The sequence below is a fragment of the Pseudovibrio sp. Ad13 genome, from assembly GCF_001623225.1.
Classification (GTDB): domain Bacteria; phylum Pseudomonadota; class Alphaproteobacteria; order Rhizobiales; family Stappiaceae; genus Pseudovibrio.
Genome location: NZ_LMCC01000017.1, coordinates 111,867 through 135,383, shown reverse-complemented (window position 1 = coordinate 135,383; position 23,517 = coordinate 111,867). Strand labels below are relative to the sequence as shown.

Sequence of the window (23,517 nt, the reverse complement as noted above, 5' to 3'; positions counted from 1 at the left end):
TTGTCAAAACCGAAAACGGTTCGAACAACAAGGTACTGAAAAATGGCTGATCTCTCAAAGATCGTAGAAGAACTCTCCGCACTGACCGTTATGGAAGCTGCTGAGCTTTCCAAGCTGCTCGAAGAAGAGTGGGGCGTTTCCGCTGCTGCTCCTGTAGCTGTTGCTGCTGCTGGTCCAGCTGCTGAAGCTGCTGAAGAACAGACTGAATTCGACGTGATCCTGGTTGATGCTGGCGCGAAGAAAATCAACGTGATCAAAGAAGTGCGTGCGATCACGGGTCTTGGCCTGAAAGAAGCTAAAGAGCTCGTAGAAGGCGCTCCAAAAGCTGTTAAAGAAGCAGTTTCTAAAGACGAAGCTGCTGAGCTGAAAAAGAAGCTCGAAGAAGCTGGTGCAAAAGTAGAACTCAAGTAATCCTGAGTTCTTCAGATATTGGTCCCGGAGTAATCCGGGACCTTTTCCGTACCCTGGCGGGTTTCCCGGCCGGGGTAAACGTCCCAACGGGGGAGGGTGCCTGAACAGCGCCCTATTGTGGACGGTTCTGAGAAGCTACGTTTTCTGCCATGCAGGGCGTCGTTTTTCTGAACCGTCACCTTGAGTGATACGAGGAGCGACAATGACGCAGACGTTCAACGGTCGCAAGCGGGTCCGTAAATACTTCGGATCCATCCGCGATGTAGCGGCTATGCCAAACCTTATCGAAGTGCAGAAGGCGTCTTATGACCAATTCTTGCAAGTTGATAAGGTTGAAGATAACCGCGTTGACGAAGGCCTAGAGGCCGTATTTAAGTCCGTATTCCCCATTTCGGATTTTGCAGGCAATTCCCTTCTTGAATTCGTAGATTACGAATTTGAAGCACCAAAGTATGATGTGGAAGAGTGCCGCCAGCGTGATATGACTTACGCTGCGCCACTGAAGCTTACGCTTCGCCTCATCGTGTTTGATGTGGATGAAGATACTGGCGCAAAATCGGTTAAAGACATCAAAGAACAAGATGTCTACATGGGCGATATTCCGTTCATGACCGATAACGGTACCTTTGTGATCAATGGTACAGAACGCGTTATCGTGTCTCAGATGCACCGTTCCCCGGGTGTATTCTTTGACCATGACAAAGGTAAGACCCACTCTTCCGGTAAACTTCTGTTTGCTGCACGTGTGATCCCTTACCGTGGTTCATGGCTCGATATCGAATTCGATGCTAAGGACATTGTCCACGCACGTATCGACCGCCGTCGTAAGATCCCTGTGACATCTTTGTTGATGGCGCTTGGTCTTGATAGCGAAGAGATTCTCAATACCTTCTATAACCGTATCGACTACGTACGTAACGGCGAAAACAGCTGGTCCGTACCGTTCGATGGTGCTCGTCTTAAGGGTACTAAAGCAACTGCCGATATGGTTGATGCTGCCAGCGGTGAAGTGGTTGTTGAAGCTGGTAAGAAAATTACCGCTCGTACAATCCGTCAGTTGACCGAAAAGGGTGTTAAATCTCTTAAGGGTACTGATGATGATCTGTTTGGCCAGTACCTTGCCGAAGACATTGTTGATACGCGTACTGGTGAGATATATGCTGAAGCTGGTGAAGAGCTGACTGAAAAGCTTCTTCATGAGTTGATCGAGCGTGGCTACCACGATCTGCCTGTTCTGGATATCGACTACGTTAACGTTGGTCCTTTCATCCGCAACACGCTGGCTGCTGACAAGAATGACGGCCGCGAAGGTGCTCTGTTTGACATCTACCGCGTTATGCGTCCTGGTGAGCCGCCAACCATTGAGACTGCAGAGGCTATGTTCCAGTCTCTGTTCTTCGATGCTGAGCGCTACGACCTTTCCGCGGTTGGCCGCGTGAAGATGAACATGCGTCTTGACCTTGAGTGTGAAGATACTGTTCGTGTTCTGCGTAAAGACGATATCCTGTCAGTGATCAGCCTGCTGCTTAATCTTCGTGATGGCCGCGGCGAAATCGATGACATCGATAACCTTGGTAACCGTCGTGTTCGCTCCGTTGGCGAATTGATGGAAAACCAGTACCGTGTTGGCCTGCTGCGCATGGAACGTGCGATCAAGGAGCGTATGAGCTCTGTTGAGATCGACACTGTGATGCCTCAGGATCTGATCAACGCAAAACCTGCTGCAGCAGCTGTACGTGAGTTCTTCGGTTCTTCCCAGCTGTCTCAGTTTATGGATCAGACCAACCCATTGTCTGAAGTGACGCATAAGCGTCGTCTTTCAGCGCTTGGGCCTGGTGGTTTGACCCGTGAGCGCGCAGGCTTTGAGGTTCGTGACGTTCACCCAACACACTATGGTCGTATCTGCCCGATTGAAACACCGGAAGGTCCGAACATTGGTCTGATCAACTCACTGGCAACCTTTGCACGTGTGAACAAGTATGGCTTTATTGAAAGCCCATACCGCCGTGTTATTGATGGTCTTGTGACGAAAGACGTTGTCTATCTCTCCGCTATGGAAGAGAGCAAGTACTACGTTTCTCAGGCGAACGCTGAGATGAACGAAGATGGTAGCTTCGTGAACGACCTGGTTCAGTGTCGTCATGCAGGTGAAAACATCTTGGTCACCTCTGATCGCGTTGATCTGATGGATGTGTCTCCTAAACAGCTGGTTTCCGTTGCTGCGTCGCTCATTCCGTTCCTCGAGAACGATGATGCGAACCGCGCACTGATGGGTTCAAACATGATGCGTCAGGCTGTGCCGCTCGTTCGTGCACAGGCTCCATTTGTTGGCACCGGTATGGAACCAATCGTTGCTCGTGACTCTGGCGCTGCTATTGGCGCACGTCGCGGCGGTGTGGTTGACCAGGTTGACGCAACACGTATCGTTATTCGTGCGACTGAAGATCTGGATCCTTCCAAGTCCGGCGTAGATATCTACCGCCTGATGAAGTTCCAGCGTTCCAACCAGGATACCTGTATCAACCAGCGTCCGCTGGTGAACGTAGGTGACCGGGTTCGTAAGGGCGATATCATTGCAGACGGTCCTTCGACTGATCTGGGTGATCTGGCGCTTGGCCGTAACGTTATGGTCGCGTTCATGCCTTGGAACGGCTACAACTTCGAGGATTCCATCCTACTTTCCGAGCGCATCGTTCGCGATGACGTGTTCACCTCCATCCACCTCGAAGAATTCGAAGTGATGGCGCGTGATACGAAGCTTGGCCCTGAGGAAATCACTCGCGATATTCCTAACGTTTCTGAAGAAGCGCTGAAGAACCTTGATGAAGCCGGCATTGTTTATGTTGGTGCTGAGGTGAAACCAGGCGACATTCTTGTTGGTAAGATCACTCCAAAGGGCGAAAGCCCGATGACACCAGAAGAAAAACTTCTGCGTGCGATCTTCGGCGAGAAAGCTTCTGACGTTCGCGACACATCCATGCGTCTGTCTCCAGGTGTATCCGGTACTGTTGTTGAAGTTCGTGTATTCAACCGCCACGGCGTTGAAAAAGATGAACGCGCGATGGCTATCGAGCGCGAAGAGATTGAACGTCTTGCGAAAGACCGCGACGACGAACAGGCAATTCTTGACCGTAACGTCTATGGCCGTCTGGCTGAGATGATCATGGGTCATGTGACTGTTGGTGGTCCGAAGAACTTCCGCAAGGGTGTTGAGATCGACGGAAACGTTCTGAACGAATTCCCACGTTCTCAGTGGTGGCAGTTTGCTGTCGAAGACGAGCAGCTGATGAGCGAGCTGGAAGCGCTTCGTGGTTCTTATGATGAGAGCCGTAAGCGTCTTGAGCAGCGCTTCATCGACAAGGTTGAGAAGCTGCAGCGTGGTGATGAATTGCCACCTGGCGTTATGAAGATGGTTAAAGTCTTCGTTGCGGTTAAGCGTAAGATTCAGCCTGGTGATAAGATGGCTGGTCGTCACGGTAACAAGGGTGTGGTTTCCAAGATCAACCCATGTGAAGACATGCCATTCCTAGATGACGGTCAACACGTTGATATCGTTCTGAACCCACTCGGCGTTCCATCCCGTATGAACGTTGGTCAGATTCTTGAAACACACCTTGGCTGGGCTTGTGCCGGCATGGGGCAGAAGATCGGCGAGCTTTACGACGAATATCGTAAGTCTGGCGAGATCGAACAGCTTCGTGGCAAGGTCGTTGAGATCTACGGCGACAACATCAAGGGTGAGCCGGTTCAGGAATACGACGACGAAGGCATTGCTAAACTTGGTGAGCAGCTGCGTCATGGCGTTTCCATCGCGACTCCGGTCTTTGATGGTGCACGTGAACCTGACGTTGTTGACATGCTGAACATTGCTGAGATGAAACCATCCGGTCAGTCTACATTGTATGACGGACGTACCGGTGAACAGTTCGACCGTCAGGTCACTGTGGGTTACATCTACATGCTCAAGCTTCACCACTTGGTTGACGATAAGATCCACGCGCGTTCTATCGGACCTTACTCTCTTGTTACTCAGCAGCCGCTGGGTGGTAAGGCGCAGTTCGGTGGTCAGCGCTTCGGTGAGATGGAAGTGTGGGCGCTTGAAGCTTATGGCGCAGCGTACACCTTGCAGGAAATGCTCACTGTTAAGTCTGATGACGTGGCAGGTCGTACCAAGGTTTATGAAGCTATCGTCCGGGGTGACGACACATTTGAGGCGGGTATTCCTGAGAGCTTTAACGTTCTCGTCAAGGAAATGCGTTCCCTGGGCCTCAATGTCGAGTTGCAGGATAAGGAACCGCGTCAGAAAGCCAATGATGACGCTGAAGCAATCGATGCCGCGGAATAAGACCTTTCAAGGTATTTCGCTGTAAGTCATGTATTCATGCCGGAAGAGGGGAGCCTGCTTATTAGCACGCTCCCCGACCTGCGCATTTTAGGAGAGAGCTGATGTCGCAAGAGGTCATGAACCTGTTCAATCAACAGGCTCCCGCACAGACCTTCGATCATATCCGCATCTCGATCGCCAGCCCGGAGAAAATTCTGTCCTGGTCGTTCGGTGAGATTAAAAAGCCGGAGACGATCAACTACAGAACTTTCAAGCCAGAGCGCGACGGGCTGTTCTGTGCTCGGATTTTCGGTCCTATCAAGGACTACGAGTGCTTGTGCGGTAAGTATAAGCGCATGAAATATAAAGGCGTTATCTGTGAGAAGTGTGGCGTTGAAGTCACCTTGTCCCGTGTACGCCGTGAACGTATGGGCCACATTGAGCTTGCAGCTCCTGTTGCGCATATCTGGTTCCTGAAGTCGCTGCCATCCCGTATCGGCATGCTGTTGGATATGACGCTTAAGGATCTTGAGCGCATCCTGTACTTTGAGAACTACGTTGTTATTGAGCCGGGCCTTACTCCTATGAAGCTGCGTCAGCTGCTTTCTGAAGAAGAGTTTGTTGCCGCTCAGGACGAATACGGTGAAGACAGCTTCACTGCTATGATTGGTGCTGAAGCGATCCGTGAGATCCTTGCCAGCATGGATCTGCAGCGTGAATCTGAAAAGATCCGTCAGGAAATTGCAGAAGCAACCACAGAGCTGAAGCCTAAGAAACTGGCGAAGCGCCTGAAGGTTGTTGAAGCGTTCATCGAGTCCGGAAACCGTCCTGAATGGATGATCCTGACTGTTGTTCCTGTGATTCCACCGGATCTGCGTCCGCTGGTTCCGCTGGATGGTGGTCGTTTTGCGACGTCTGACCTCAACGACCTTTATCGTCGTGTGATCAACCGTAACAACCGTCTGAAGCGTCTGATCGAGCTTAAAGCGCCTGACATCATTATTCGTAACGAAAAACGTATGCTGCAGGAATCTGTAGATGCGCTGTTCGATAATGGTCGTCGTGGTCGTGTGATCCAGGGTGCTAACAAGCGTCCTCTGAAATCCCTTTCAGATATGCTGAAGGGTAAGCAGGGTCGTTTCCGTCAGAACCTTCTCGGTAAGCGCGTGGATTACTCCGGTCGTTCCGTTATTACTGTGGGTCCTGAACTGAAACTGCACCAATGTGGTCTGCCGAAGAAGATGGCGCTTGAGCTGTTCAAGCCGTTCATCTATTCCCGCCTCGATGCAAAGGGTTATTCTTCCACTGTTAAGCAAGCGAAGAAGCTCGTTGAAAAAGAGCGTCCGGAAGTTTGGGATATCCTTGATGAAGTGATCCGCGAGCACCCGGTTCTTCTGAACCGTGCGCCTACGCTTCACCGTCTTGGCATTCAGGCCTTCGAACCTACCCTGATTGAAGGTAAGGCAATCCAGCTGCACCCACTCGTTTGTTCTGCGTTTAACGCTGACTTCGATGGTGACCAGATGGCTGTTCACGTTCCGCTTTCTCTGGAAGCGCAGCTTGAAGCCCGTACTCTTATGATGTCCACGAACAACATTCTGCACCCGGCGAACGGTGGTCCGATCATCGTACCGTCCCAGGATATTGTTCTTGGCCTCTACTACCTGTCCATTATGGCAGATGGTGAGCCAGGTGAAGGCATGGCCTTCGGTAACATGGGTGAGTTGCATCACGCGCTGGAAAACGGTGTTATCACTGTTCATTCCAAGATCCGTGGCCGCTTCAAGTCTGTTGATGAGCTGGGTAACCCAACCTCTGAAATCCATGAAACCACTCCTGGTCGTCTGATGATTGCAGAGCTGCTGCCGAAGCACTTCGAAGTACCGTTCGACGCCTGTAACAAGCTGATGACCAAAAAAGACATCTCCAAGATGATCGATACGGTTTATCGTGCTTGTGGCCAGAAAGAGACCGTTATCTTCTGTGACCGCGTTATGCAGCTTGGCTTCAAAAACGCATGTCGTGCTGGTATCTCCTTCGGTAAGGATGACATGGTTATCCCTGATGCCAAGGCGACACTCGTTGAAAGCACCACCACTTTGGTGACTGAATACGAACAGCAGTACAACGACGGTCTGATCACTCAGGGCGAGAAGTACAACAAGGTTGTTGACGCGTGGGCGAAGTGTACTGACAAAGTCGCTGATGAAATGATGGGGCGCATCTCTGCGACTGAGTTCGAAGAGGACACAGGTCGTCAGAAACAGATGAACTCTGTTTACATGATGGCTCACTCCGGTGCGCGTGGTTCTCCAGCGCAGATGAAGCAGCTCGGCGGTATGCGCGGTCTGATGGCGAAACCAGATGGTTCCATCATCGAAAACCCGATTATCGCGAACTTTAAAGAAGGTCTGTCGGTTCTCGAGTACTTCAACTCCACCCACGGTGCCCGTAAGGGTCTTGCCGATACGGCGTTGAAAACTGCGAACTCCGGTTACCTGACACGTCGTCTCGTGGACGTTGCACAGGACAGCATCATTCTTGAAGTTGACTGTGGTTCCACCGGTGGCATTACCGTTCAGCCAATCGTTGATGCTGGTAACGTGATCGCGACCCTTGGTATGCGTGTTCTTGGCCGTACTGCGGCTGAAGACATCCGCAACAACAAGACTGGCGAAGTGCTCGTTCCTAAGGGACGTATGATTGACGAGAAGGACGTGGAGCTTCTTGAAGCTGCCAAGGTCCAGATGGTCAAGATCCGCTCTGTGCTGACTTGTGAAACCAAGACTGGTGTATGTGCGACCTGTTATGGCCGTGACCTTGCACGTGGTACTCCGGTGAACATCGGTGAGGCTGTTGGTGTTATTGCTGCGCAGTCCATTGGTGAGCCTGGTACTCAGTTGACCATGCGTACGTTCCACATTGGTGGTACGGCACAGGTTGTTGATAGTTCCTTCATTGAATCCAACTTTGAAGGCACCGTGAAGATGCGCAACCGCAATGTGGTTCGCGACTCCGACGGCAACAACATTGTCATGGCACGTAACATGTCCATCATTATCGTAGATAGTGACGGTAATGAGCGTTCTACGCATCGTCTGACTTACGGTGGTAAAATCTTCGTTGACGAAGGTGACGTCATCAAGCGCGGTGATCGTATTTCTGAATGGGATCCGTACACTCGTCCGATCCTGACAGAACTTTCCGGTCGTGTTGGCTTTGAAGATCTGGTGGATGGTTCTTCCATGCAGGAAACTGCTGATGAAGCGACCGGTATCACCAAGCGTGTTGTTATCGATTGGCGTTCTTCTCAGCGTGGCGCTGATCTGAAGCCTGCGATGGTTATTCAGGATGACAGCGGCAAGATCAAGAAACTGGCTCGCGGTGGCGATGCTCGTTCCCTGCTTTCCGTTGACGCTATTCTGTCCGTGCAGCCAGGTGACATGGTTTCTGCTGGTGACGTTCTTGCACGTATTCCTCTGGAATCTGCAAAAACGAAAGACATCACCGGTGGTCTGCCACGTGTTGCTGAACTGTTCGAAGCACGTCGTCCGAAAGATCACGCGATTATCGCTGAGCTTGACGGTACGATCCGCTTTGGCCGAGATTACAAAAACAAGCGCCGCATCATCATCGATCCTACCGATGAGAGCCTGGAGCCTGTTGAGTACCTCATCCAGAAGAACAAGCACTTCCACCTGCAGGAAGGGGACACTATCGAGAAGGGTGAATACCTTGTTGATGGTAACCCGGCACCGCATGACATTCTTGCGATTAAGGGCGTAGAGGCACTGGCTGCCTTCCTCGTTAACGAGATCCAGGAAGTTTATCGTCTGCAGGGCGTGGGCATTAACGACAAGCACATCGAAGTGATTGTTCGTCAGATGCTCCAGAAGGTTGAGATCACTGATCCGGGCGAAACAGAGTACTTCTCTGGTGAGCAGGTCGATAAGATCGAATTTGATGCAGCTAACCAGCGTGCGATTGATAATGCACGTGATCCTGCCAAAGGTGTTCCAGTTCTTCTGGGTATCACGAAGGCAAGCTTGCAGACTCGTTCGTTCTTCTCTGCTGCATCGTTCCAGGAAACAACGCGTGTTCTGACTGAAGCAGCTGTCTTCGGCAAGATCGATCCACTGGACGGTCTGAAAGAGAACGTGATTGTTGGTCGTCTGATCCCAGCGGGTACAGGCGGGGCAATGAACCGCACTCGTAAGATTGCGACACTGCGTGATGATCTCATCCAGGACGCTCGCCGTTCAGCTTCTACTGCTGGAACTGCGGACTCCATGCTTGAAGACTTCAGCCGTGACGGTCAGTTCTAGTGAGCTGCAAAATCTAAATTGAGGTCAAGCCGCCCTTCGGGGCGGCTTTTCCGTTTATGGCGGATGGTTGCTTGTGGCGACCTGCTGACCTGCCACTAACAAGAAAGACGCGTGTCTGATTTTGGAAGCTGAGGCTCCTTGGCAGATACGTCTGGTGTTTTGAATTGAAACGCATCCTTTCGGTCGGGCTGGACTGAGTGGGTGCGTGATGAAGGAAATAAAATGTCTGATCAGATTGAAGAAGAAAATGGTGATGACACCCCTCCAGTTGTCTACCTGATTATGGGCCGTGCCTGGAAAGAGGAAGACGGTGAAGAAGAAGATGGTCTTCCGTTCCATGTGATGGTGACCGCGCCTGATGACGATGGTGCAGTTCGCCGTGCCGTTGAAGCGTTGGGTGAACAGGGTTTCGTGGATGCAGCTCTTGATCAGCTGGGATACATCACGGAAACACCGGAGGAAGAGTTCTTCGTTCAGCCTTATAAAGATGCACTGGCAGGCAATGTTTCAGTGATCACGTTCTAAAAGCTGAATTGGTGATCCGATTTCGGATTTTGGAAAGGAGAGGGTGACCTCTCCTTTTTTGCGTTTAGGGAGAGGGGAGGTGTAAATGCCTCTCTGCTGAGTGGCTTCAAAAATGTAGTGATCTTGCCTGACTTGTGAATACAGTGATCATTTGGCTTTGCAGTTGAAGCCAGAGTTAAATGGAGCGAACGTTCTTGGGGAATGCTACTTCGAAGACTGTATTGGTAACGGGTGCCAGCAAGGGCATTGGTCAAGCCACCGCGGTTGCTTTTGCCGAAGCTGGTTATGATGTCTGTGTGAACTATCATTGTGATCAGGCCGGAGCGGAAGAGACTGTCCGGCGATGCAAGGAGGTTGGCGTTCGCGCGATTGCTGTTGGTGCGGATGTGGCTGATCTTGAAGCCGTGCGTCAGATGTTTGTCATTTGTGACGAGAGACTTGGGCCGATTACTTGCCTTGTCAATAATGCTGGCATCATAGGGGGATCGTCCTCCTTAGTGGACTTGGATAGCTCGGCGTTGGTTTCGACTTTTCAGACCAATGTGTTCGGCATGATCTATTGCATGCAAGAAGCAGCTAAACGCATGAGGACTGACCAAGGTGGTTCTGGTGGTGCGATTGTAAATATGTCTTCGATTGCTGCCGTGATGGGGAGCCCAGGGGAGTATGTTCACTACGCCGCTTCAAAAGGTGCAGTGGAAACATTGACGGTTGGTGCGGGTAAAGAATTTGGGCCCCTCGGTATTCGGGTGAATGCGATCCGTGTGGGAACAACCGCGACCGACATGCACCAGCGGGAGGGGAACCCTGATCGTCCGGCCCTTGTTGCTGCTGCAACGCCTCTTGGTCGTATAGCCGAGCCTTCAGATATTGCAGAGGCTGCTGTCTGGCTTGGATCATCCGGGGCAGGATTCGTGAGTGGGACTACTCTGACGGTTGCCGGCGGACTTGCTCCCTAACTGGGTGTGTTCGATGCTTGAGACTTGAGGCGCCAGCTCTCTTCGCCCTGTGGCAGTATTTGCACTTAAGGGGCGTAATTGAATTTGAGTTAAAGCTGTAAGAATCAAATGACCTGCGGAAATGACGATGAGTCAGAGTAGGGATGTGCTTAACTTCCTTTTAATCTTCAGAGTCAAACTGCAATGAACACTTAAGCGCCTCCAAATTTTGACGTCTTCTGAGAGGAAATTGCTGAATCTACGCGAATCTTGGGATACACCGTATGAATCTGAGAGGCTGGGGCCAAGAATCTCTTGGAAGGGACTTGACGAACAGTGTCCTGATGAGTAGGTTCCGGCAACCTTATGGCAAGCAGTAAGCAATGTCCTTCTCCTGAGGCGCCTCGCCTCGGAGTACTGAAGCTTAAACGTTGTCGGGTTCAAAGGCGAATACAAGTCGAATGCAAGACCGCGGATCCGTCCGTGGTCCTCTGGTTTCGCGGTGCCCTTCACGAATAATCGTTCGTGGATTTGGTGCGCATGCGTATGTCTACCAGAAACTGCGTCCGGTCGAAGAGCAAAAGTAGTTAAAGGGCAAATTATGCCAACGATCAACCAGTTGATCCGTAAGCCGCGTACAGTGCCGGCGAAGCGGAACAAAGTTCCAGCGATGGAAGCGTGCCCGCAGAAGCGCGGCGTGTGTACTCGCGTATATACAACCACTCCTAAGAAGCCTAACTCAGCGCTTCGTAAAGTGGCAAAAATCCGTTTGACCAATGGCTTCGAAGTTATTGGTTATATCCCGGGTGAAGGTCATAACCTCCAAGAGCACTCCGTTGTCATGATCCGTGGTGGTCGTGTAAAGGATTTGCCTGGTGTTCGTTACCACATCATCCGTGGCGTTCTTGACACCCAGGGTGTTAAAGATCGTAAACAGCGTCGTTCCAAGTATGGCGCTAAGCGTCCGAAATAATAGGATATAGACCGATATGTCCCGCCGTCACGCCGCTGAAAAGCGTCAAGTTATTCCGGATCCAAAGTTCGGAGATATCGTCGTTACTAAGTTCATGAACGCAGTAATGCTCGATGGTAAAAAATCCACCGCAGAACGCATCGTATACGGTGCATTCGATGCGATCGAATCTAAGGCTAAGGCTAGCCCACTCGAGATGTTCCATCAGGCGCTCGAAAACGTTATGCCACAGGTTGAAGTTCGCTCCCGTCGTGTTGGTGGTGCAACTTATCAGGTTCCAGTCGAAGTTCGTACAGAGCGTCGTCAGGCACTTGCTATCCGCTGGCTGATTTCTGCAGCTCGCGGTCGTAACGAAACCACAATGGTTGGTCGTCTGTCCGGTGAACTGCTGGATGCTGCGAATGGCCGTGGTAACTCCGTTAAGAAGCGCGAAGATACTCACCGGATGGCTGAAGCTAACCGTGCATTCTCGCACTACCGTTGGTAATCACCCTGGATAGAGGCTGACGCTATGTCACGTACGCACAAAATCGAGGACTACCGTAACTTCGGTATCATGGCTCACATCGATGCTGGTAAGACGACCACTACAGAACGTATTCTGTATTACACTGGTAAGTCCCATAAAATCGGTGAAGTTCATGATGGTGCAGCTACCATGGACTGGATGGAGCAGGAGCAGGAGCGTGGTATTACCATTACTTCAGCTGCTACGACTGCCCACTGGAACGGTAAGCGTCTGAACATCATTGACACTCCAGGTCACGTTGACTTCACGATTGAAGTTGAACGTTCCCTGCGTGTTCTTGATGGTGCAGTTGCACTTCTCGATGCGAATGCTGGTGTTGAACCTCAGACTGAGACCGTATGGCGTCAGGCTGATAAGTACAACGTTCCACGCATGATCTTCGTCAACAAGATGGACAAACTCGGTGCTGATTTCTTCCGCTGTGTAGAAATGATCGAGAAACGTCTTGGCGCAACCCCAGCTTGTGTTCAGCTGCCGATCGGTGCTGAAAGCGAATTTGCTGGTGTTATCGATCTGCTGAAGATGAAAGCATTGGTTTGGAATGGTGAGGCTCTTGGAGCAAGCTGGGATGAGCTGGATATCCCAGAAGATCTCGCTGACCAAGCTGCTGAATACCGCGAAAAACTGATCGAGATCGCTGTAGAAGTAGAAGAAGAAGCTACTGAAGCATACTTGGAAGGCGAAATGCCATCCAACGAAAAGCTTCAAGAGCTTATTCGTAAGGGTACCATTGCTGGCAACTTCGTTCCAGTATTGTGCGGTACAGCATTCAAGAACAAAGGCGTTCAGCCTCTTCTTGACGCTGTTGTAGATTACCTTCCTAACCCGGTTGAAGTGCCGGCGATTAAAGGTATCGACGCCAAGACTGAAGAAGAAACCACTCGCGAATCTTCTGATGAAGAGCCGCTTGGTATGCTCGCATTTAAAATTATGAACGATCCGTTCGTTGGTTCTTTGACCTTCGCACGTATTTACTCTGGTGTGCTGTCTAAAGGTTCATCCGTGCTAAATACTGTTAAGGGCAAGCGCGAACGCGTTGGTCGTATGATGCAGATGCACTCAAATTCCCGCGATGACATTGATGTAGCCTATGCAGGCGACATTGTGGCTATCGCAGGCCTGAAGGACACGACCACTGGTGATACGCTTTGTGATCCTCTGAAGCCTGTTATTCTGGAGCGCATGGAGTTCCCGGATCCGGTTATCGAGATCGCTGTTGAGCCTAAAACCAAAGGTGACCAGGAAAAGATGGGCCTTGCCCTGAACCGCCTGGCTGCTGAGGATCCGTCCTTCCGCGTGAAGACAGATGAAGAGTCCGGCCAGACAATCATTGCTGGTATGGGCGAACTTCACCTGGACATCCTTGTTGATCGCATGAAGCGTGAATTCAAGGTTGAAGCAAACATCGGTGCACCTCAGGTTGCTTACCGTGAAACCATTACCAAGTCTGCTGATGTGGATTATACCCACAAGAAGCAGTCCGGTGGTACTGGCCAGTTTGCTCGCATCAAACTCTCTATCGAGCCAAATGTTGTTGGTGAAGGTTTTGAGTTTGCTAACACGATTGTTGGCGGTAACGTTCCTAAGGAATACATCCCTGGTGTATCTAAAGGTATCGAATCCGTCATGTCCTCTGGTCCACTTGCTGGCTTCCCGATGGTCGACATTAAAGCTACCCTCACTGACGGTGCTTACCATGATGTTGACTCGTCTGTGCTCGCATTTGAGATCGCAGGTCGTGCTGGTTTCCGCGAAGCTGTGGCTAAAGCAGGTCCAAAGCTTCTGGAACCTATCATGAAGGTTGAGGTTGTCACTCCAGAAGACTATATGGGTGACGTGATTGGTGATTTGAATTCCCGTCGTGGACAAATCGCCGGTACCGAAAACCGCGGTGTCGTGACCGTTATCACTGCTATGGTTCCGCTGGCCAACATGTTTGGTTACGTGAACAACTTGCGTTCCATGTCCCAAGGACGTGCGCAGTATTCCATGGTGTTCGATCATTACGACCAAGTCCCGCAGGCTGTTGCTGACGAGGTTATGGCGAAATACGCCTAAACCTCATTAGACCAGTCAAAGGGATTCAAGAGAGAACGGAGAGATCCGATGGCTAAAGAAAAATTTGAACGTAATAAGCCGCACGTCAACATCGGCACAATTGGCCACGTTGACCACGGTAAAACTACACTGACCGCAGCGATTACTAAATCCTTCGGTGATTTTAAAGCATACGACGAAATCGATGGCGCTCCTGAAGAGCGTGCTCGCGGTATCACCATTTCAACAGCACACGTTGAATATGAAACCGAAGCTCGTCACTACGCACACGTTGACTGCCCAGGCCACGCTGATTATGTGAAAAACATGATCACTGGTGCTGCACAGATGGACGGCGCGATCCTCGTTGTTAACGCTGCAGACGGCCCAATGCCTCAGACGCGTGAGCACATCCTGCTCGCTCGTCAGGTTGGTGTGCCTGCTCTGGTTGTCTTCATGAACAAAGTTGACCAGGTTGACGACGAAGAACTGCTTGAACTCGTAGAAATGGAAGTTCGTGAACTTCTTTCTTCCTACGAATTCCCAGGCGATGATATTCCAATCATTGCTGGTTCTGCACTTGCTGCTCTTGAAGACCGCGATGACGCGATCGGCAAAGACAAAATTGTAGAGCTGATGGCTGCAGTTGACGACTATATCCCAACTCCTGACCGTCCACGCGATCTGCCATTCCTGATGCCGATCGAAGACGTGTTCTCTATCTCTGGCCGTGGTACTGTTGTAACCGGTCGTGTAGAGCGTGGCATCGTTCACGTTGGTGACGAAGTTGAGATCGTTGGCGTTAAAGACACATCTAAGACCACTGTTACTGGTGTTGAAATGTTCCGCAAGCTGCTCGATCAGGGCGAAGCTGGCGACAACATCGGTGCATTGATCCGTGGTGTTGGTCGTGAAGATGTTGAGCGTGGCCAGGTTCTTTGTAAACCAGGTTCCGTTACTCCTCACACTAAGTTTAAGGCTGAGGCATACATCCTCACCAAGGAAGAGGGTGGACGTCATACTCCATTCTTCACCAACTACCGTCCACAGTTTTACTTCCGTACGACTGACGTGACTGGTGTTGTTTCTCTGCCAGAAGGCACAGAAATGGTGATGCCTGGTGATAACGTTGCTGTTTCAGTTGAACTTATCGTACCAATCGCTATGGAAGATGGTCTGCGCTTCGCTATCCGTGAAGGCGGTCGTACCGTCGGCGCTGGTGTTGTAGCTGAAATCATCGAATAAGAATTGAGTTCGAACTGCGGTTTGATCTTGTGTTAAACCGCAGTTGCCTTGCTCAGTTAAGGATTAGTCATGAACGGTCAGAATATACGGATCCGCCTGAAGGCGTTTGATCACCGTGTTCTTGACGCTTCCACTAAGGAAATCGTGAACACGGCGAAACGGACCGGCGCACAAGTGCGTGGACCAGTTCCGTTGCCGACGCGGATTGAGAAGTACACAGTACTTCGCGGACCGCATGTTGATAAAAAGAGCCGTGATCAGTTCGAAATGCGCACTCATAAGCGTCTTTTGGACATCGTCGACCCAACACCACAGACAGTAGATGCTTTGATGAAGCTCGACCTGGCTGCTGGCGTTGATGTCGAGATCAAGCTCTAAGTGCGGCAAGGGGACACAGTAATGCGTTCTGGAGTGATCGCACAGAAGGTGGGTATGACCCGTATCTATAACGCGGCAGGCGAACACGTGCCCGTTACAGTACTGCGTCTAGACAACTGTCAAGTTGTTGCTCACCGGACGGCAGACAAGAACGGCTACACTGCGCTTCAGTTGGGCGTAGGTGCGGCAAAAGTTAAGAACACGAACCGCGCGATGCGTGGCCACTTTGCAGTTGCAAAAGTTGAGCCTAAGCGCAAACTCGCTGAGTTCCGTGTTTCTGAAGAGAACTTGATCGAAGTTGGTGCTGAGCTTACAGCTGACCACTTCCTTAACGGTCAGTTCGTGGATGTAACCGGCACCTCTATCGGTAAGGGCTTTGCTGGTGCGATGAAGCGTCACAACTTCGGTGGTGGTCGCGCTTCTCATGGTGTGTCTGTTTCACACCGTGCGCACGGTTCTACCGGTCAGTGTCAGGATCCAGGTAAGGTGTTTAAAGGCAAGAAAATGGCCGGACACCTCGGTGCTGAACGCGTAACCACTCAGAATCTGAAAGTTGTACGTACTGACGTAGAACGTGGTCTGATCATGGTTGAAGGTTCTGTACCTGGCTCTAAAGGCGGTTGGATCCTGGTTCGTGATGCAATTAAGAAGGCTCTGCCAGAGAACGTTCCTGTACCAGGTGCATTCCGTCAGAACTCTGCTATTGCAGCGGCTGAAGCCGGGAAGGAAGGTGAGTGATGGAACTCGAGGTTAAAACCCTCGGCGGTAACGCAGCGGGTTCGATCACAGTGTCTGACGAGATCTTTGGTCTCGAGCCACGTATCGACCTAATCCAGCGTGTTGTTCGCTGGCAGCTTGCAAAGCGCCAGGCTGGTACACATAAAACTTTGGGTCGTTCCGAAGTTAATGGTACCACCAAAAAATTCGTACGCCAGAAAGGTTCTGGCGGCGCACGTCACGGTAACCGTAAAGCACCTCAGTTCCGTGGTGGTGGTAGGGCATTTGGTCCAGTTGTGCGTGAGCACGCTCATGAGCTTCCTAAAAAAGTTCGTGTTCTGGGTCTGAAGCATGCTCTGTCTGCAAAAGCAGCTTCCGGCAACCTTGTTGTTGTTGAAGACGCGAAATCAGCAGAAGCCAAAACCAAGGCTCTGAAGGACCAGCTTGGTTCTCTCGGATTGAACAGTGCGTTGTTCGTGGACGGTTCTGAAGTAGATGCAAACTTCGGTTTGGCTACTCGTAACATTCCACTCGTAGATGTACTGCCGGTACAGGGTATCAACGTTTACGACATTCTTCGTCGTGATACGCTGGTCCTGACCAAAGCGGCAGTTGCAGCTTTGGAGGAGCGCTTCTAATGAGCAAGCTCGTTCACTACGACAAAATCGTATCTCCGGTGATCACCGAGAAAGCTACTTTTGCCTCTGAAGAGAATAAGGTTGTTTTCAAGGTTGCTCTCACTGCAACAAAACCGGAAATCAAAGCAGCTGTTGAAGCTCTGTTTGGCGTAAAAGTCAAAGCAGTCAACACACTGGTTCGCAAGGGTAAAACCAAGCGCTTCAAAGGTGTTGTCGGCAAACAGAACGACTTCAAAAAAGCTGTGGTCACTCTGGAAGATGGTCAGTCCATCGACGTGACGACCGGTCTGTAAGGGGTAGGACAAAATGGCACTTAAGACATTTAATCCGACATCTCCTGGCCGTCGTCAGCTGGTCCAGGTAGACCGTTCTGATCTTTGGAAAGGCAAGCCAGTCAAGAAATTGACTGAAGGTCTGTCCAAGTCCGGTGGTCGTAACAACCACGGTCGTAAGACTGCGAACAACATTGGTGGTGGTCACAAACGTACCTACCGCCTGATCGACTTCAAGCGTCGTAAATTCGACGTTGTCGGTACTGTTGAGCGTCTGGAATACGATCCAAACCGCACCGCTTTCATCGCTCTCATCACTTATGATGATGGCGAGCAGGCATACATCCTTGCACCACAGCGTCTTGCTGCTGGCGATAAGGTTGTAGCTGGTGAAGCTGTGGATATTAAGCCAGGCAACGCTATGCCTCTGGCTTCTATTCCAGTGGGTACCATCATCCACAACATCGAGATGAAGCCAGGCAAAGGCGCGCAGATTGCCCGCTCAGCTGGTGCTTACGCTCAGATCGTTGGTCGTGATGCTGGTTACACAGTCATCCGTCTGCTTTCCGGTGAACAGCGTCGCGTTCTTGGCACCTGTATGGCTACCGTTGGTGCGGTATCCAACCAGGACCACGCGAACATCAACCTTGGTAAGGCTGGTCGTTCCCGTTGGCTGGGTCGTCGCCCACACGTTCGTGGTGTTGCGATGAACCCTGTCGATCACCCACATGGTGGTGGTGAAGGTCGCACCTCCGGTGGACGTCATCCGGTTACCCCTTGGGGCAAGCCGACCAAAGGCAAGCGCACACGCAGTAACAAGTCCAGCGATAAGTTTATCGTTCGGTCTCGTCACGCGCGTAAGAAGTAAGAGGAACGGATCGTGGCACGTTCGATCTGGAAAGGGCCGTTTATTGACGGTTACCTCCTGAAGAAAGCGGATAAGGTTCGTGAATCCGGCCGGAATGAGGTCATTAAGACCTGGAGCCGACGTTCTACCGTTCTGCCGCACTTTGTGGGGTTGACTTTTGGCGTCTATAACGGTCAAAAGCACATTCCTGTTTTGATCAGTGAAGACATGGTTGGGCACAAGTTGGGCGAATTCGCTCCTTCTCGTACCTACTACGGCCATGGCGCTGACAAAAAGTCAAAGAGGAAGTAGCGATGGGCAAGCAGAAGCATGAGCGGATGCTCCCAGACAACGAGGCAAAGGCGGTTTGCCGCATGCTGCGGGTTTCCCCGCAGAAGTTGAACCTCGTTGCTGCATCCATTCGCGGTAAGAAGGTTGGTACAGCACTTGCTGATCTGACTTTCTCCCGTAAGCGCATTTCAGGCGACGTCAAGAAGACCTTGATGTCTGCTATTGCTAATGCGGAAAACAACCATGATCTCGACGTCGACAATCTTGTCGTCGCCGAGGCTTATGTTGGCAAAGCGCTTGTCATGAAGCGTTTCCAGCCGCGAGCTCGTGGTCGTGTTGGACGGATCCTAAAGCCGTTTTCCAACCTGACTATCGTGGTTCGGGAAGTTGAGGAGACTGCCTGATGGGTCAGAAGATTAATCCAATCGGTTTTCGTCTTGGCATCAACCGTACCTGGGACTCTCGCTGGTTTGCTAGCAAGAACGAATACGGCGATCTTCTTCATGAAGATTTTCGCATCCGCGAATATCTGCTTAAAGAACTTAAGCAGGCTGCTGTATCCAAGGTCGTCATTGAACGTCCGCACAAAAAGTGCCGTGTAACTATTCACTCTGGTCGTCCAGGTGTTGTTATCGGTAAAAAAGGTGCAGACATCGAACGCCTTCGCAAGAAGCTGTCCGAGATGACAAATTCGGAAGTGCACCTCAATATCGTTGAAGTGCGCAAGCCGGAGACCGATGCAGCGCTTGTTGCAGCATCTATCGCTCAGCAGCTCGAGCGTCGTGTTGCTTTCCGCCGTGCCATGAAGCGTGCAGTTCAGTCTGCAATGCGTCTTGGCGCCCAGGGCATCCGTATTAACTGCGGTGGTCGTCTTGGTGGTGCGGAAATCGCACGTATCGAATGGTACCGTGAAGGTCGCGTGCCTCTGCACACTCTTCGTGCAGACATCGACTACGGCACTGCTACAGCACACACCGCTTACGGCGCGTGTGGCGTTAAAGTCTGGATCTTCAAGGGCGAAATCCTTGAGCATGACCCAATGGCTTCTGAACGTCGTGCGACTGAAGGTGGTGGCAAGAGCGAACGCCAAGGTGGCGGTCGGCGTGAGCGCGCTGCGTAAGCAGCGCCTTCACACGGCTTAACTATTAAAGCGAGAGAAAACGATGCTGCAACCAAAGCGTACTAAGTTCCGCAAGCAGCACAAGGGCCGCATCCATGGCAATGCCAAGGGTGGTACGGACCTCAATTTTGGTGCCTTTGGCCTGAAAGCCATGGAACCAGAGCGGATCACCGCTCGTCAGATTGAGGCTGCCCGTCGTGCAATGACCCGTTACATGAAGCGTGCGGGTCGCGTGTGGATCAGAATCTTCCCGGACGTTCCTGTGTCCTCCAAGCCGGCTGAAGTCCGCATGGGTAAGGGTAAAGGTTCTCCTGAGTACTGGGCGTGCCGGGTGAAACCTGGTCGCATCATGTTCGAAATGGACGGTGTGTCTGAAGATATTGCTCGTGAAGCAATGCGTCTGGCCGCTGCTAAACTCCCAATCAAGTGCCGGTTCGTCCAGCGCATTGGTGAGTAATCGGACATCGAAAGGAAAAGGCCATGAAGGCTAGCGACGTAAGAGCTAAGACCTCAGATGAGCTCAAGGCAAACCTGGAAGAACTGAAAAAAGAACAGTTCAACCTGCGTTTCCAGAGAGCAACTGGTCAGCTCGAAAACACCGCTCGTGTCCGTCAGGTTCGCCGGGACATTGCGCGGATCCAGACAGTCTTGCGCGACAAGCGCGTGTCTGACAACGCATAAGGAGCTAATGATGCCAAAGCGTATTTTGCAGGGTGTCGTTGTTAGCGATGCGAACGAAAAGACAGTAACGGTGAAGGTAGAGCGTCGCTTTACCCATCCTTTGCTGAAAAAAGTTGTGCGCCGTACGAAGAAGTATCGTGCACATGACGAAAATAATTCTTACAAGGTTGGCGACACCGTTCAAATTGAAGAGTGTGCTCCAATCTCTAAGAATAAGAAATGGACCGTTGTTTCTACGGAAGCAGCGAGCTAGTGAACGCATCCAGCATTTCTAACTTTTAGAGTGCTGAGAAAGAACAAGGCGACGAGTCATGATTCAGATGCAAACTAACCTCGACGTAGCCGATAATTCCGGCGCACGTCGTGTCATGTGCATCAAAGTGCTCGGCGGCTCCAAACGGAAGTATGCTGGCGTTGGCGACATCATTGTTGTCTCCGTCAAAGAAGCAATTCCTCGGGGTCGTGTAAAGAAGGGCGACGTGATGAAAGCGGTCGTCGTACGCACGGCTAAAGACATCCGTCGTGCTGACGGCAGTGTGATCCGGTTCGACAGCAATGCTGCCGTCCTGATCAACAACAACAAAGAACCGATCGGAACACGTATTTTTGGCCCAGTTCCTCGTGAACTGCGTGGCAAGAATCACATGAAGATCATTTCGCTTGCGCCGGAGGTGCTCTGATGCCCGCGAAGATCAAAAAGGGCGACAAAGTCGTCGTAATTGCCGGTCGTGACAAAGGAAAGACTGGGGAAGTTCTCCAGATGATCCCATCTGACAACCGCGCTGTCGTGCGTGGCGTTAACTTGGTGAAACGTCACCAGCGCCAGACCCAACAGAGCGAAGGTGGTATCATCACAAAGGAAGCTCCAATTCAGCTTTCCAATATTGCCATTGCTGATCCTAAGGATGGCAAGCCGACCCGCGTCGGTTTCACGACTAATGATGCAGGCGCCACTGTTCGTGTCGCTAAGCGTTCAGGAGACGTGATTGATGGCTGACGCTACTTACACTCCACGGCTCAAGGCGCACTACAATGATGTAGTGCGTGGTGAGCTTCAGGAGAAGTTTAACTACACCAACCCAATGATGATTCCTTCGGTCGAAAAGATCGTTTTGAACATGGGTGTTGGTGAAGCTGTTGGTGACAGCAAGAAGGCTCGTATCGCTGCTGAAGATCTTAGCTTGATTGCTGGTCAAAAGGCGGTTATTACCCGTGCTAGAAAATCTATCGCGACCTTCAAGGTTCGTGAAGATATGCCGCTGGGTACTAAAGTTACACTTCGTCGTAACCAGATGTTCGAATTCATGGATCGTTTGATCACAATCGCGCTTCCGCGTGTACGTGACTTTCGTGGCTTGAATCCGAAAAGCTTCGACGGACGTGGCAACTACGCTATGGGACTTAAAGAACACATTGTTTTCCCTGAAATTGACTACGATAAAGTAGATCAAATGTGGGGTATGGACATTGTTGTTTGTACCAATGCTAAAACCGATGACGAAGCGCGTGAACTGCTGCGCGCGTTCAACTTCCCGTTCCGCAAATAGAAGCGGTATACGGGAAAGGAACGAGGACAGACGATGGCGAAGAAAAGCGCGGTCGAGAAAAACAAGCGGCGCGTAGCTCTTGTTAGTAAATATGCTGACAAGCGTGCTGCCCTGAAGGCCATGGCCAAGGACGAGAGCTTGTCCCTGGAGGAGCGTTTCAATGCACGGCTGAAGCTTTCAAAGCTGCCGCGCAATTCCGCGCCTACACGGGTACGCAACCGGTGTGAAGTCACAGGTCGCCCACGCGGTTACTACCGCAAACTTAAGATGTCGCGTATTGCGCTTCGTGAGTTGGGTTCCCTGGGCAAGATCCCGGGTCTCGTGAAGTCGAGCTGGTAAGGAGTTACTGCTATGTCGATTTCCGATCCAGTCGGGGATATGATCACGCGCATCCGTAATGCGCAGATGCGTCGCAAATCTAAAGTAAGCACACCTGCTTCTAAGTTGCGCGCACACATCTTGGACGTTCTGATTTCTGAAGGTTACATCCGCGGTTATACCGCTGTTGACTTCGGTGCAGGCAAGTCTGAGCTTGAAATTGAGTTGAAGTATTTCGACGGTGAACCAGTGATTCGCACGATTGAGCGCGTATCTAAGCCTGGTCGTCGCGTATATTCTTCGGTCAAGAACATCCCACACGTTGCAAACGGCTTGGGTGTATCTATTCTGTCTACTCCTCAGGGCGTAATGGCAGACCACGATGCACGTGAGAAAAATGTGGGTGGTGAAGTACTTTGTCGCGTCTTCTGACGCGGCATTGCACGATTAACTAAAATAACAGACAGGTTGATCTTATGTCTCGAATTGGCAAGAAGCCAGTCCCCGTGCCAAGCGGGGTAACGGCAACGATCAACGGCCAGAATGTTATCGTTAAAGGCCCGAAGGGGGAACTCTCCTTCGTGGTCAACGATCTCGTTTCGGTCGATATGGCGGATGATGGTATCCGTCTTGATCCGCGAAACCAGTCAAAGACTGCGCGTTCTTTGTGGGGTATGTCCCGCACCATGGTCGCTAACCTTATCACAGGTGTGACCTCCGGCTTCGAAAAGCAGCTGGCGATTACCGGTGTTGGTTACCGTGCACAGGTTCAAGGTAAGACCCTTAATCTTGCTCTTGGTTTCTCTCATGATGTCAAGTTCGACATTCCTGAGGGTGTAGAAATCAAATGTCCGAAGCCGACAGAAATTGTCATCAACGGCATTGACAAGCAGCAGATAGGGCAGGTTGCCGCGAACATTCGTGAATATCGCCCACCTGAGCCATACAAAGGCAAGGGTATTCGTTATGCGGACGAGTTCATCGTTCGTAAAGAAGGCAAGAAGAAGTAACGGTACGGACCATGGCGAATGGAAATTCTTTCGAACGTCGTCGCGCCCGTGTGCGCCGTTCGATCAAAAAGGTAGCGAACGGTCGTCCTCGGCTGTCCGTTTTCCGCTCATCCAAGCAGATTTACGCTCAGATCATCGACGATACCAAGGGTGTAACCCTTGCGTCCGCGTCTACCATTGAGAAAGACGTAAAAGTAGAAAACGGCGGCAATAAAGATGCTGCTGCTGCTGTAGGCAAGCTTATTGCTGAACGCGCTATTGCTGCTGGTATCAAAGAAGTCGTGTTTGATCGTGGTGGTTATATCTATCATGGCCGTGTTCAGGCCTTGGCAGATGCAGCACGTGATAGCGGTCTGAGCTTCTGATCAGCGCCTTTTGGTGCTCCTAGAGA

The 23,517-nt window shown here is 51.2% G+C and carries 27 protein-coding genes; all 27 read left to right on the top strand.

The features are described from left to right. Window positions 1-42: 42 nt before the first annotated feature. Entirely contained in the window at window positions 43-411 is a 369-nt protein-coding gene (gene rplL / locus PsAD13_RS20290; RefSeq protein ID WP_063319293.1) for a 50S ribosomal protein L7/L12, read from the top strand. A gap of 202 nt (window positions 412-613) precedes the next feature. Next, the gene (gene rpoB / locus PsAD13_RS20285; RefSeq protein ID WP_057464830.1) at window positions 614-4,756 is read left to right on the top strand and encodes a DNA-directed RNA polymerase subunit beta; all 4,143 of its coding nucleotides are present in this window, start codon (window positions 614-616) and stop codon (window positions 4,754-4,756) included. Between the two features lie 101 nt (window positions 4,757-4,857). Then, complete coding sequence (rpoC, locus tag PsAD13_RS20280; protein WP_063289483.1) at window positions 4,858-9,060, top strand: DNA-directed RNA polymerase subunit beta'; 4,203 nt, start codon at window positions 4,858-4,860, stop codon at window positions 9,058-9,060. 222 nt (window positions 9,061-9,282) lie between these two features. After that, window positions 9,283-9,585 (top strand): hypothetical protein, encoded by a 303-nt coding sequence (locus tag PsAD13_RS20275; protein WP_057464828.1) that lies wholly within the window; start codon window positions 9,283-9,285, stop codon window positions 9,583-9,585. A gap of 194 nt (window positions 9,586-9,779) precedes the next feature. Continuing rightward, window positions 9,780-10,544, top strand: a complete 765-nt coding sequence (locus PsAD13_RS20270; protein ID WP_206599782.1) for an SDR family oxidoreductase — start codon at window positions 9,780-9,782, stop codon at window positions 10,542-10,544. 580 nt (window positions 10,545-11,124) lie between these two features. After that, entirely contained in the window at window positions 11,125-11,496 is a 372-nt protein-coding gene (gene rpsL / locus PsAD13_RS20265) for a 30S ribosomal protein S12 (protein ID WP_057464826.1), read from the top strand. A 16-nt stretch (window positions 11,497-11,512) separates the two neighbouring features. Then, window positions 11,513-11,983, top strand: a complete 471-nt coding sequence (rpsG, locus tag PsAD13_RS20260; RefSeq protein ID WP_057464825.1) for a 30S ribosomal protein S7 — start codon at window positions 11,513-11,515, stop codon at window positions 11,981-11,983. 24 nt (window positions 11,984-12,007) lie between these two features. Further along, the gene (gene fusA / locus PsAD13_RS20255; protein ID WP_063300622.1) at window positions 12,008-14,083 is read left to right on the top strand and encodes an elongation factor G; all 2,076 of its coding nucleotides are present in this window, start codon (window positions 12,008-12,010) and stop codon (window positions 14,081-14,083) included. Window positions 14,084-14,131: 48 nt separating this feature from the next. Continuing rightward, window positions 14,132-15,307 carry an elongation factor Tu gene (gene tuf, locus PsAD13_RS20250; protein WP_063289481.1) on the top strand — a complete coding sequence of 392 codons (1,176 nt, stop codon included), beginning with the start codon at window positions 14,132-14,134 and terminating at the stop codon, window positions 15,305-15,307. 69 nt (window positions 15,308-15,376) lie between these two features. Beyond that, entirely contained in the window at window positions 15,377-15,685 is a 309-nt protein-coding gene (gene rpsJ, locus PsAD13_RS20245) for a 30S ribosomal protein S10 (protein WP_008547405.1), read from the top strand. Between the two features lie 21 nt (window positions 15,686-15,706). After that, window positions 15,707-16,423, top strand: coding sequence for a 50S ribosomal protein L3 (gene rplC / locus PsAD13_RS20240; RefSeq protein ID WP_057463439.1), 717 nt, complete (start codon window positions 15,707-15,709; stop codon window positions 16,421-16,423). Further along, window positions 16,423-17,040, top strand: coding sequence for a 50S ribosomal protein L4 (rplD, locus tag PsAD13_RS20235; RefSeq protein WP_057463438.1), 618 nt, complete (start codon window positions 16,423-16,425; stop codon window positions 17,038-17,040). Before rplC ends, rplD begins: the two co-directional genes overlap by 1 nt. Next, window positions 17,040-17,333 carry a 50S ribosomal protein L23 gene (locus tag PsAD13_RS20230; protein ID WP_057463437.1) on the top strand — a complete coding sequence of 98 codons (294 nt, stop codon included), beginning with the start codon at window positions 17,040-17,042 and terminating at the stop codon, window positions 17,331-17,333. Before rplD ends, PsAD13_RS20230 begins: the two co-directional genes overlap by 1 nt. 13 nt (window positions 17,334-17,346) lie before the next feature. After that, entirely contained in the window at window positions 17,347-18,180 is an 834-nt protein-coding gene (rplB, locus tag PsAD13_RS20225; RefSeq protein ID WP_057463436.1) for a 50S ribosomal protein L2, read from the top strand. 12 nt (window positions 18,181-18,192) lie between these two features. Next, a complete protein-coding gene (rpsS, locus tag PsAD13_RS20220; protein ID WP_057463435.1) occupies window positions 18,193-18,471 on the top strand; it encodes a 30S ribosomal protein S19 in 279 nt (92 codons plus the stop codon). Between the two features lie 2 nt (window positions 18,472-18,473). Beyond that, entirely contained in the window at window positions 18,474-18,854 is a 381-nt protein-coding gene (gene rplV / locus PsAD13_RS20215; protein WP_057463434.1) for a 50S ribosomal protein L22, read from the top strand. Beyond that, the gene (gene rpsC, locus PsAD13_RS20210; protein WP_057463433.1) at window positions 18,854-19,570 is read left to right on the top strand and encodes a 30S ribosomal protein S3; all 717 of its coding nucleotides are present in this window, start codon (window positions 18,854-18,856) and stop codon (window positions 19,568-19,570) included. Before rplV ends, rpsC begins: the two co-directional genes overlap by 1 nt. Before the next feature lie 43 nt (window positions 19,571-19,613). After that, complete coding sequence (gene rplP, locus PsAD13_RS20205) at window positions 19,614-20,027, top strand: 50S ribosomal protein L16 (protein ID WP_057463432.1); 414 nt, start codon at window positions 19,614-19,616, stop codon at window positions 20,025-20,027. Between the two features lie 23 nt (window positions 20,028-20,050). Then, window positions 20,051-20,251: a 50S ribosomal protein L29 gene (rpmC, locus tag PsAD13_RS20200; protein WP_063289479.1), complete on the top strand. Its 201-nt coding sequence runs from the start codon at window positions 20,051-20,053 to the stop codon at window positions 20,249-20,251. Window positions 20,252-20,261: 10 nt separating this feature from the next. Further along, on the top strand, window positions 20,262-20,504 hold the full coding sequence (gene rpsQ, locus PsAD13_RS20195; protein ID WP_057463454.1) for a 30S ribosomal protein S17: 243 nt from the start codon (window positions 20,262-20,264) through the stop codon (window positions 20,502-20,504). A gap of 58 nt (window positions 20,505-20,562) precedes the next feature. Continuing rightward, window positions 20,563-20,931 carry a 50S ribosomal protein L14 gene (rplN, locus tag PsAD13_RS20190; RefSeq protein ID WP_057463430.1) on the top strand — a complete coding sequence of 123 codons (369 nt, stop codon included), beginning with the start codon at window positions 20,563-20,565 and terminating at the stop codon, window positions 20,929-20,931. Beyond that, the gene (gene rplX, locus PsAD13_RS20185) at window positions 20,931-21,248 is read left to right on the top strand and encodes a 50S ribosomal protein L24 (RefSeq protein WP_057463429.1); all 318 of its coding nucleotides are present in this window, start codon (window positions 20,931-20,933) and stop codon (window positions 21,246-21,248) included. Before rplN ends, rplX begins: the two co-directional genes overlap by 1 nt. Next, window positions 21,241-21,798, top strand: a complete 558-nt coding sequence (rplE, locus tag PsAD13_RS20180; RefSeq protein WP_057463428.1) for a 50S ribosomal protein L5 — start codon at window positions 21,241-21,243, stop codon at window positions 21,796-21,798. The genes rplX and rplE overlap by 8 nt, the downstream gene beginning before the upstream one ends. Window positions 21,799-21,831: 33 nt before the next feature. Continuing rightward, window positions 21,832-22,137: a 30S ribosomal protein S14 gene (rpsN, locus tag PsAD13_RS20175; RefSeq protein ID WP_057463427.1), complete on the top strand. Its 306-nt coding sequence runs from the start codon at window positions 21,832-21,834 to the stop codon at window positions 22,135-22,137. Between the two features lie 12 nt (window positions 22,138-22,149). Further along, complete coding sequence (rpsH, locus tag PsAD13_RS20170; RefSeq protein WP_057463426.1) at window positions 22,150-22,548, top strand: 30S ribosomal protein S8; 399 nt, start codon at window positions 22,150-22,152, stop codon at window positions 22,546-22,548. 44 nt (window positions 22,549-22,592) lie between these two features. Then, window positions 22,593-23,126 carry a 50S ribosomal protein L6 gene (gene rplF / locus PsAD13_RS20165; protein WP_063297934.1) on the top strand — a complete coding sequence of 178 codons (534 nt, stop codon included), beginning with the start codon at window positions 22,593-22,595 and terminating at the stop codon, window positions 23,124-23,126. An 11-nt stretch (window positions 23,127-23,137) separates the two neighbouring features. Further along, a complete protein-coding gene (rplR, locus tag PsAD13_RS20160; RefSeq protein ID WP_057463424.1) occupies window positions 23,138-23,491 on the top strand; it encodes a 50S ribosomal protein L18 in 354 nt (117 codons plus the stop codon). Window positions 23,492-23,517 lie beyond the last annotated feature (26 nt).

Coding starts and splice junctions, on each gene's coding strand:
- rplL (WP_063319293.1), top strand. CDS start 43: ATGGCTGATCTCTCAAAGATCGTAGAAGAACTCTCCGCACTGACCGTT.
- rpoB (WP_057464830.1), top strand. CDS start 614: ATGACGCAGACGTTCAACGGTCGCAAGCGGGTCCGTAAATACTTCGGA.
- rpoC (WP_063289483.1), top strand. CDS start 4,858: ATGTCGCAAGAGGTCATGAACCTGTTCAATCAACAGGCTCCCGCACAG.
- PsAD13_RS20275 (WP_057464828.1), top strand. CDS start 9,283: ATGTCTGATCAGATTGAAGAAGAAAATGGTGATGACACCCCTCCAGTT.
- rpsL (WP_057464826.1), top strand. CDS start 11,125: ATGCCAACGATCAACCAGTTGATCCGTAAGCCGCGTACAGTGCCGGCG.
- rpsG (WP_057464825.1), top strand. CDS start 11,513: ATGTCCCGCCGTCACGCCGCTGAAAAGCGTCAAGTTATTCCGGATCCA.
- fusA (WP_063300622.1), top strand. CDS start 12,008: ATGTCACGTACGCACAAAATCGAGGACTACCGTAACTTCGGTATCATG.
- tuf (WP_063289481.1), top strand. CDS start 14,132: ATGGCTAAAGAAAAATTTGAACGTAATAAGCCGCACGTCAACATCGGC.
- rpsJ (WP_008547405.1), top strand. CDS start 15,377: ATGAACGGTCAGAATATACGGATCCGCCTGAAGGCGTTTGATCACCGT.
- rplC (WP_057463439.1), top strand. CDS start 15,707: ATGCGTTCTGGAGTGATCGCACAGAAGGTGGGTATGACCCGTATCTAT.
- rplD (WP_057463438.1), top strand. CDS start 16,423: ATGGAACTCGAGGTTAAAACCCTCGGCGGTAACGCAGCGGGTTCGATC.
- PsAD13_RS20230 (WP_057463437.1), top strand. CDS start 17,040: ATGAGCAAGCTCGTTCACTACGACAAAATCGTATCTCCGGTGATCACC.
- rplB (WP_057463436.1), top strand. CDS start 17,347: ATGGCACTTAAGACATTTAATCCGACATCTCCTGGCCGTCGTCAGCTG.
- rplV (WP_057463434.1), top strand. CDS start 18,474: ATGGGCAAGCAGAAGCATGAGCGGATGCTCCCAGACAACGAGGCAAAG.
- rpsC (WP_057463433.1), top strand. CDS start 18,854: ATGGGTCAGAAGATTAATCCAATCGGTTTTCGTCTTGGCATCAACCGT.
- rplP (WP_057463432.1), top strand. CDS start 19,614: ATGCTGCAACCAAAGCGTACTAAGTTCCGCAAGCAGCACAAGGGCCGC.
- rpmC (WP_063289479.1), top strand. CDS start 20,051: ATGAAGGCTAGCGACGTAAGAGCTAAGACCTCAGATGAGCTCAAGGCA.
- rpsQ (WP_057463454.1), top strand. CDS start 20,262: ATGCCAAAGCGTATTTTGCAGGGTGTCGTTGTTAGCGATGCGAACGAA.
- rplN (WP_057463430.1), top strand. CDS start 20,563: ATGATTCAGATGCAAACTAACCTCGACGTAGCCGATAATTCCGGCGCA.
- rplX (WP_057463429.1), top strand. CDS start 20,931: ATGCCCGCGAAGATCAAAAAGGGCGACAAAGTCGTCGTAATTGCCGGT.
- rplE (WP_057463428.1), top strand. CDS start 21,241: ATGGCTGACGCTACTTACACTCCACGGCTCAAGGCGCACTACAATGAT.
- rpsN (WP_057463427.1), top strand. CDS start 21,832: ATGGCGAAGAAAAGCGCGGTCGAGAAAAACAAGCGGCGCGTAGCTCTT.
- rpsH (WP_057463426.1), top strand. CDS start 22,150: ATGTCGATTTCCGATCCAGTCGGGGATATGATCACGCGCATCCGTAAT.
- rplF (WP_063297934.1), top strand. CDS start 22,593: ATGTCTCGAATTGGCAAGAAGCCAGTCCCCGTGCCAAGCGGGGTAACG.
- rplR (WP_057463424.1), top strand. CDS start 23,138: ATGGCGAATGGAAATTCTTTCGAACGTCGTCGCGCCCGTGTGCGCCGT.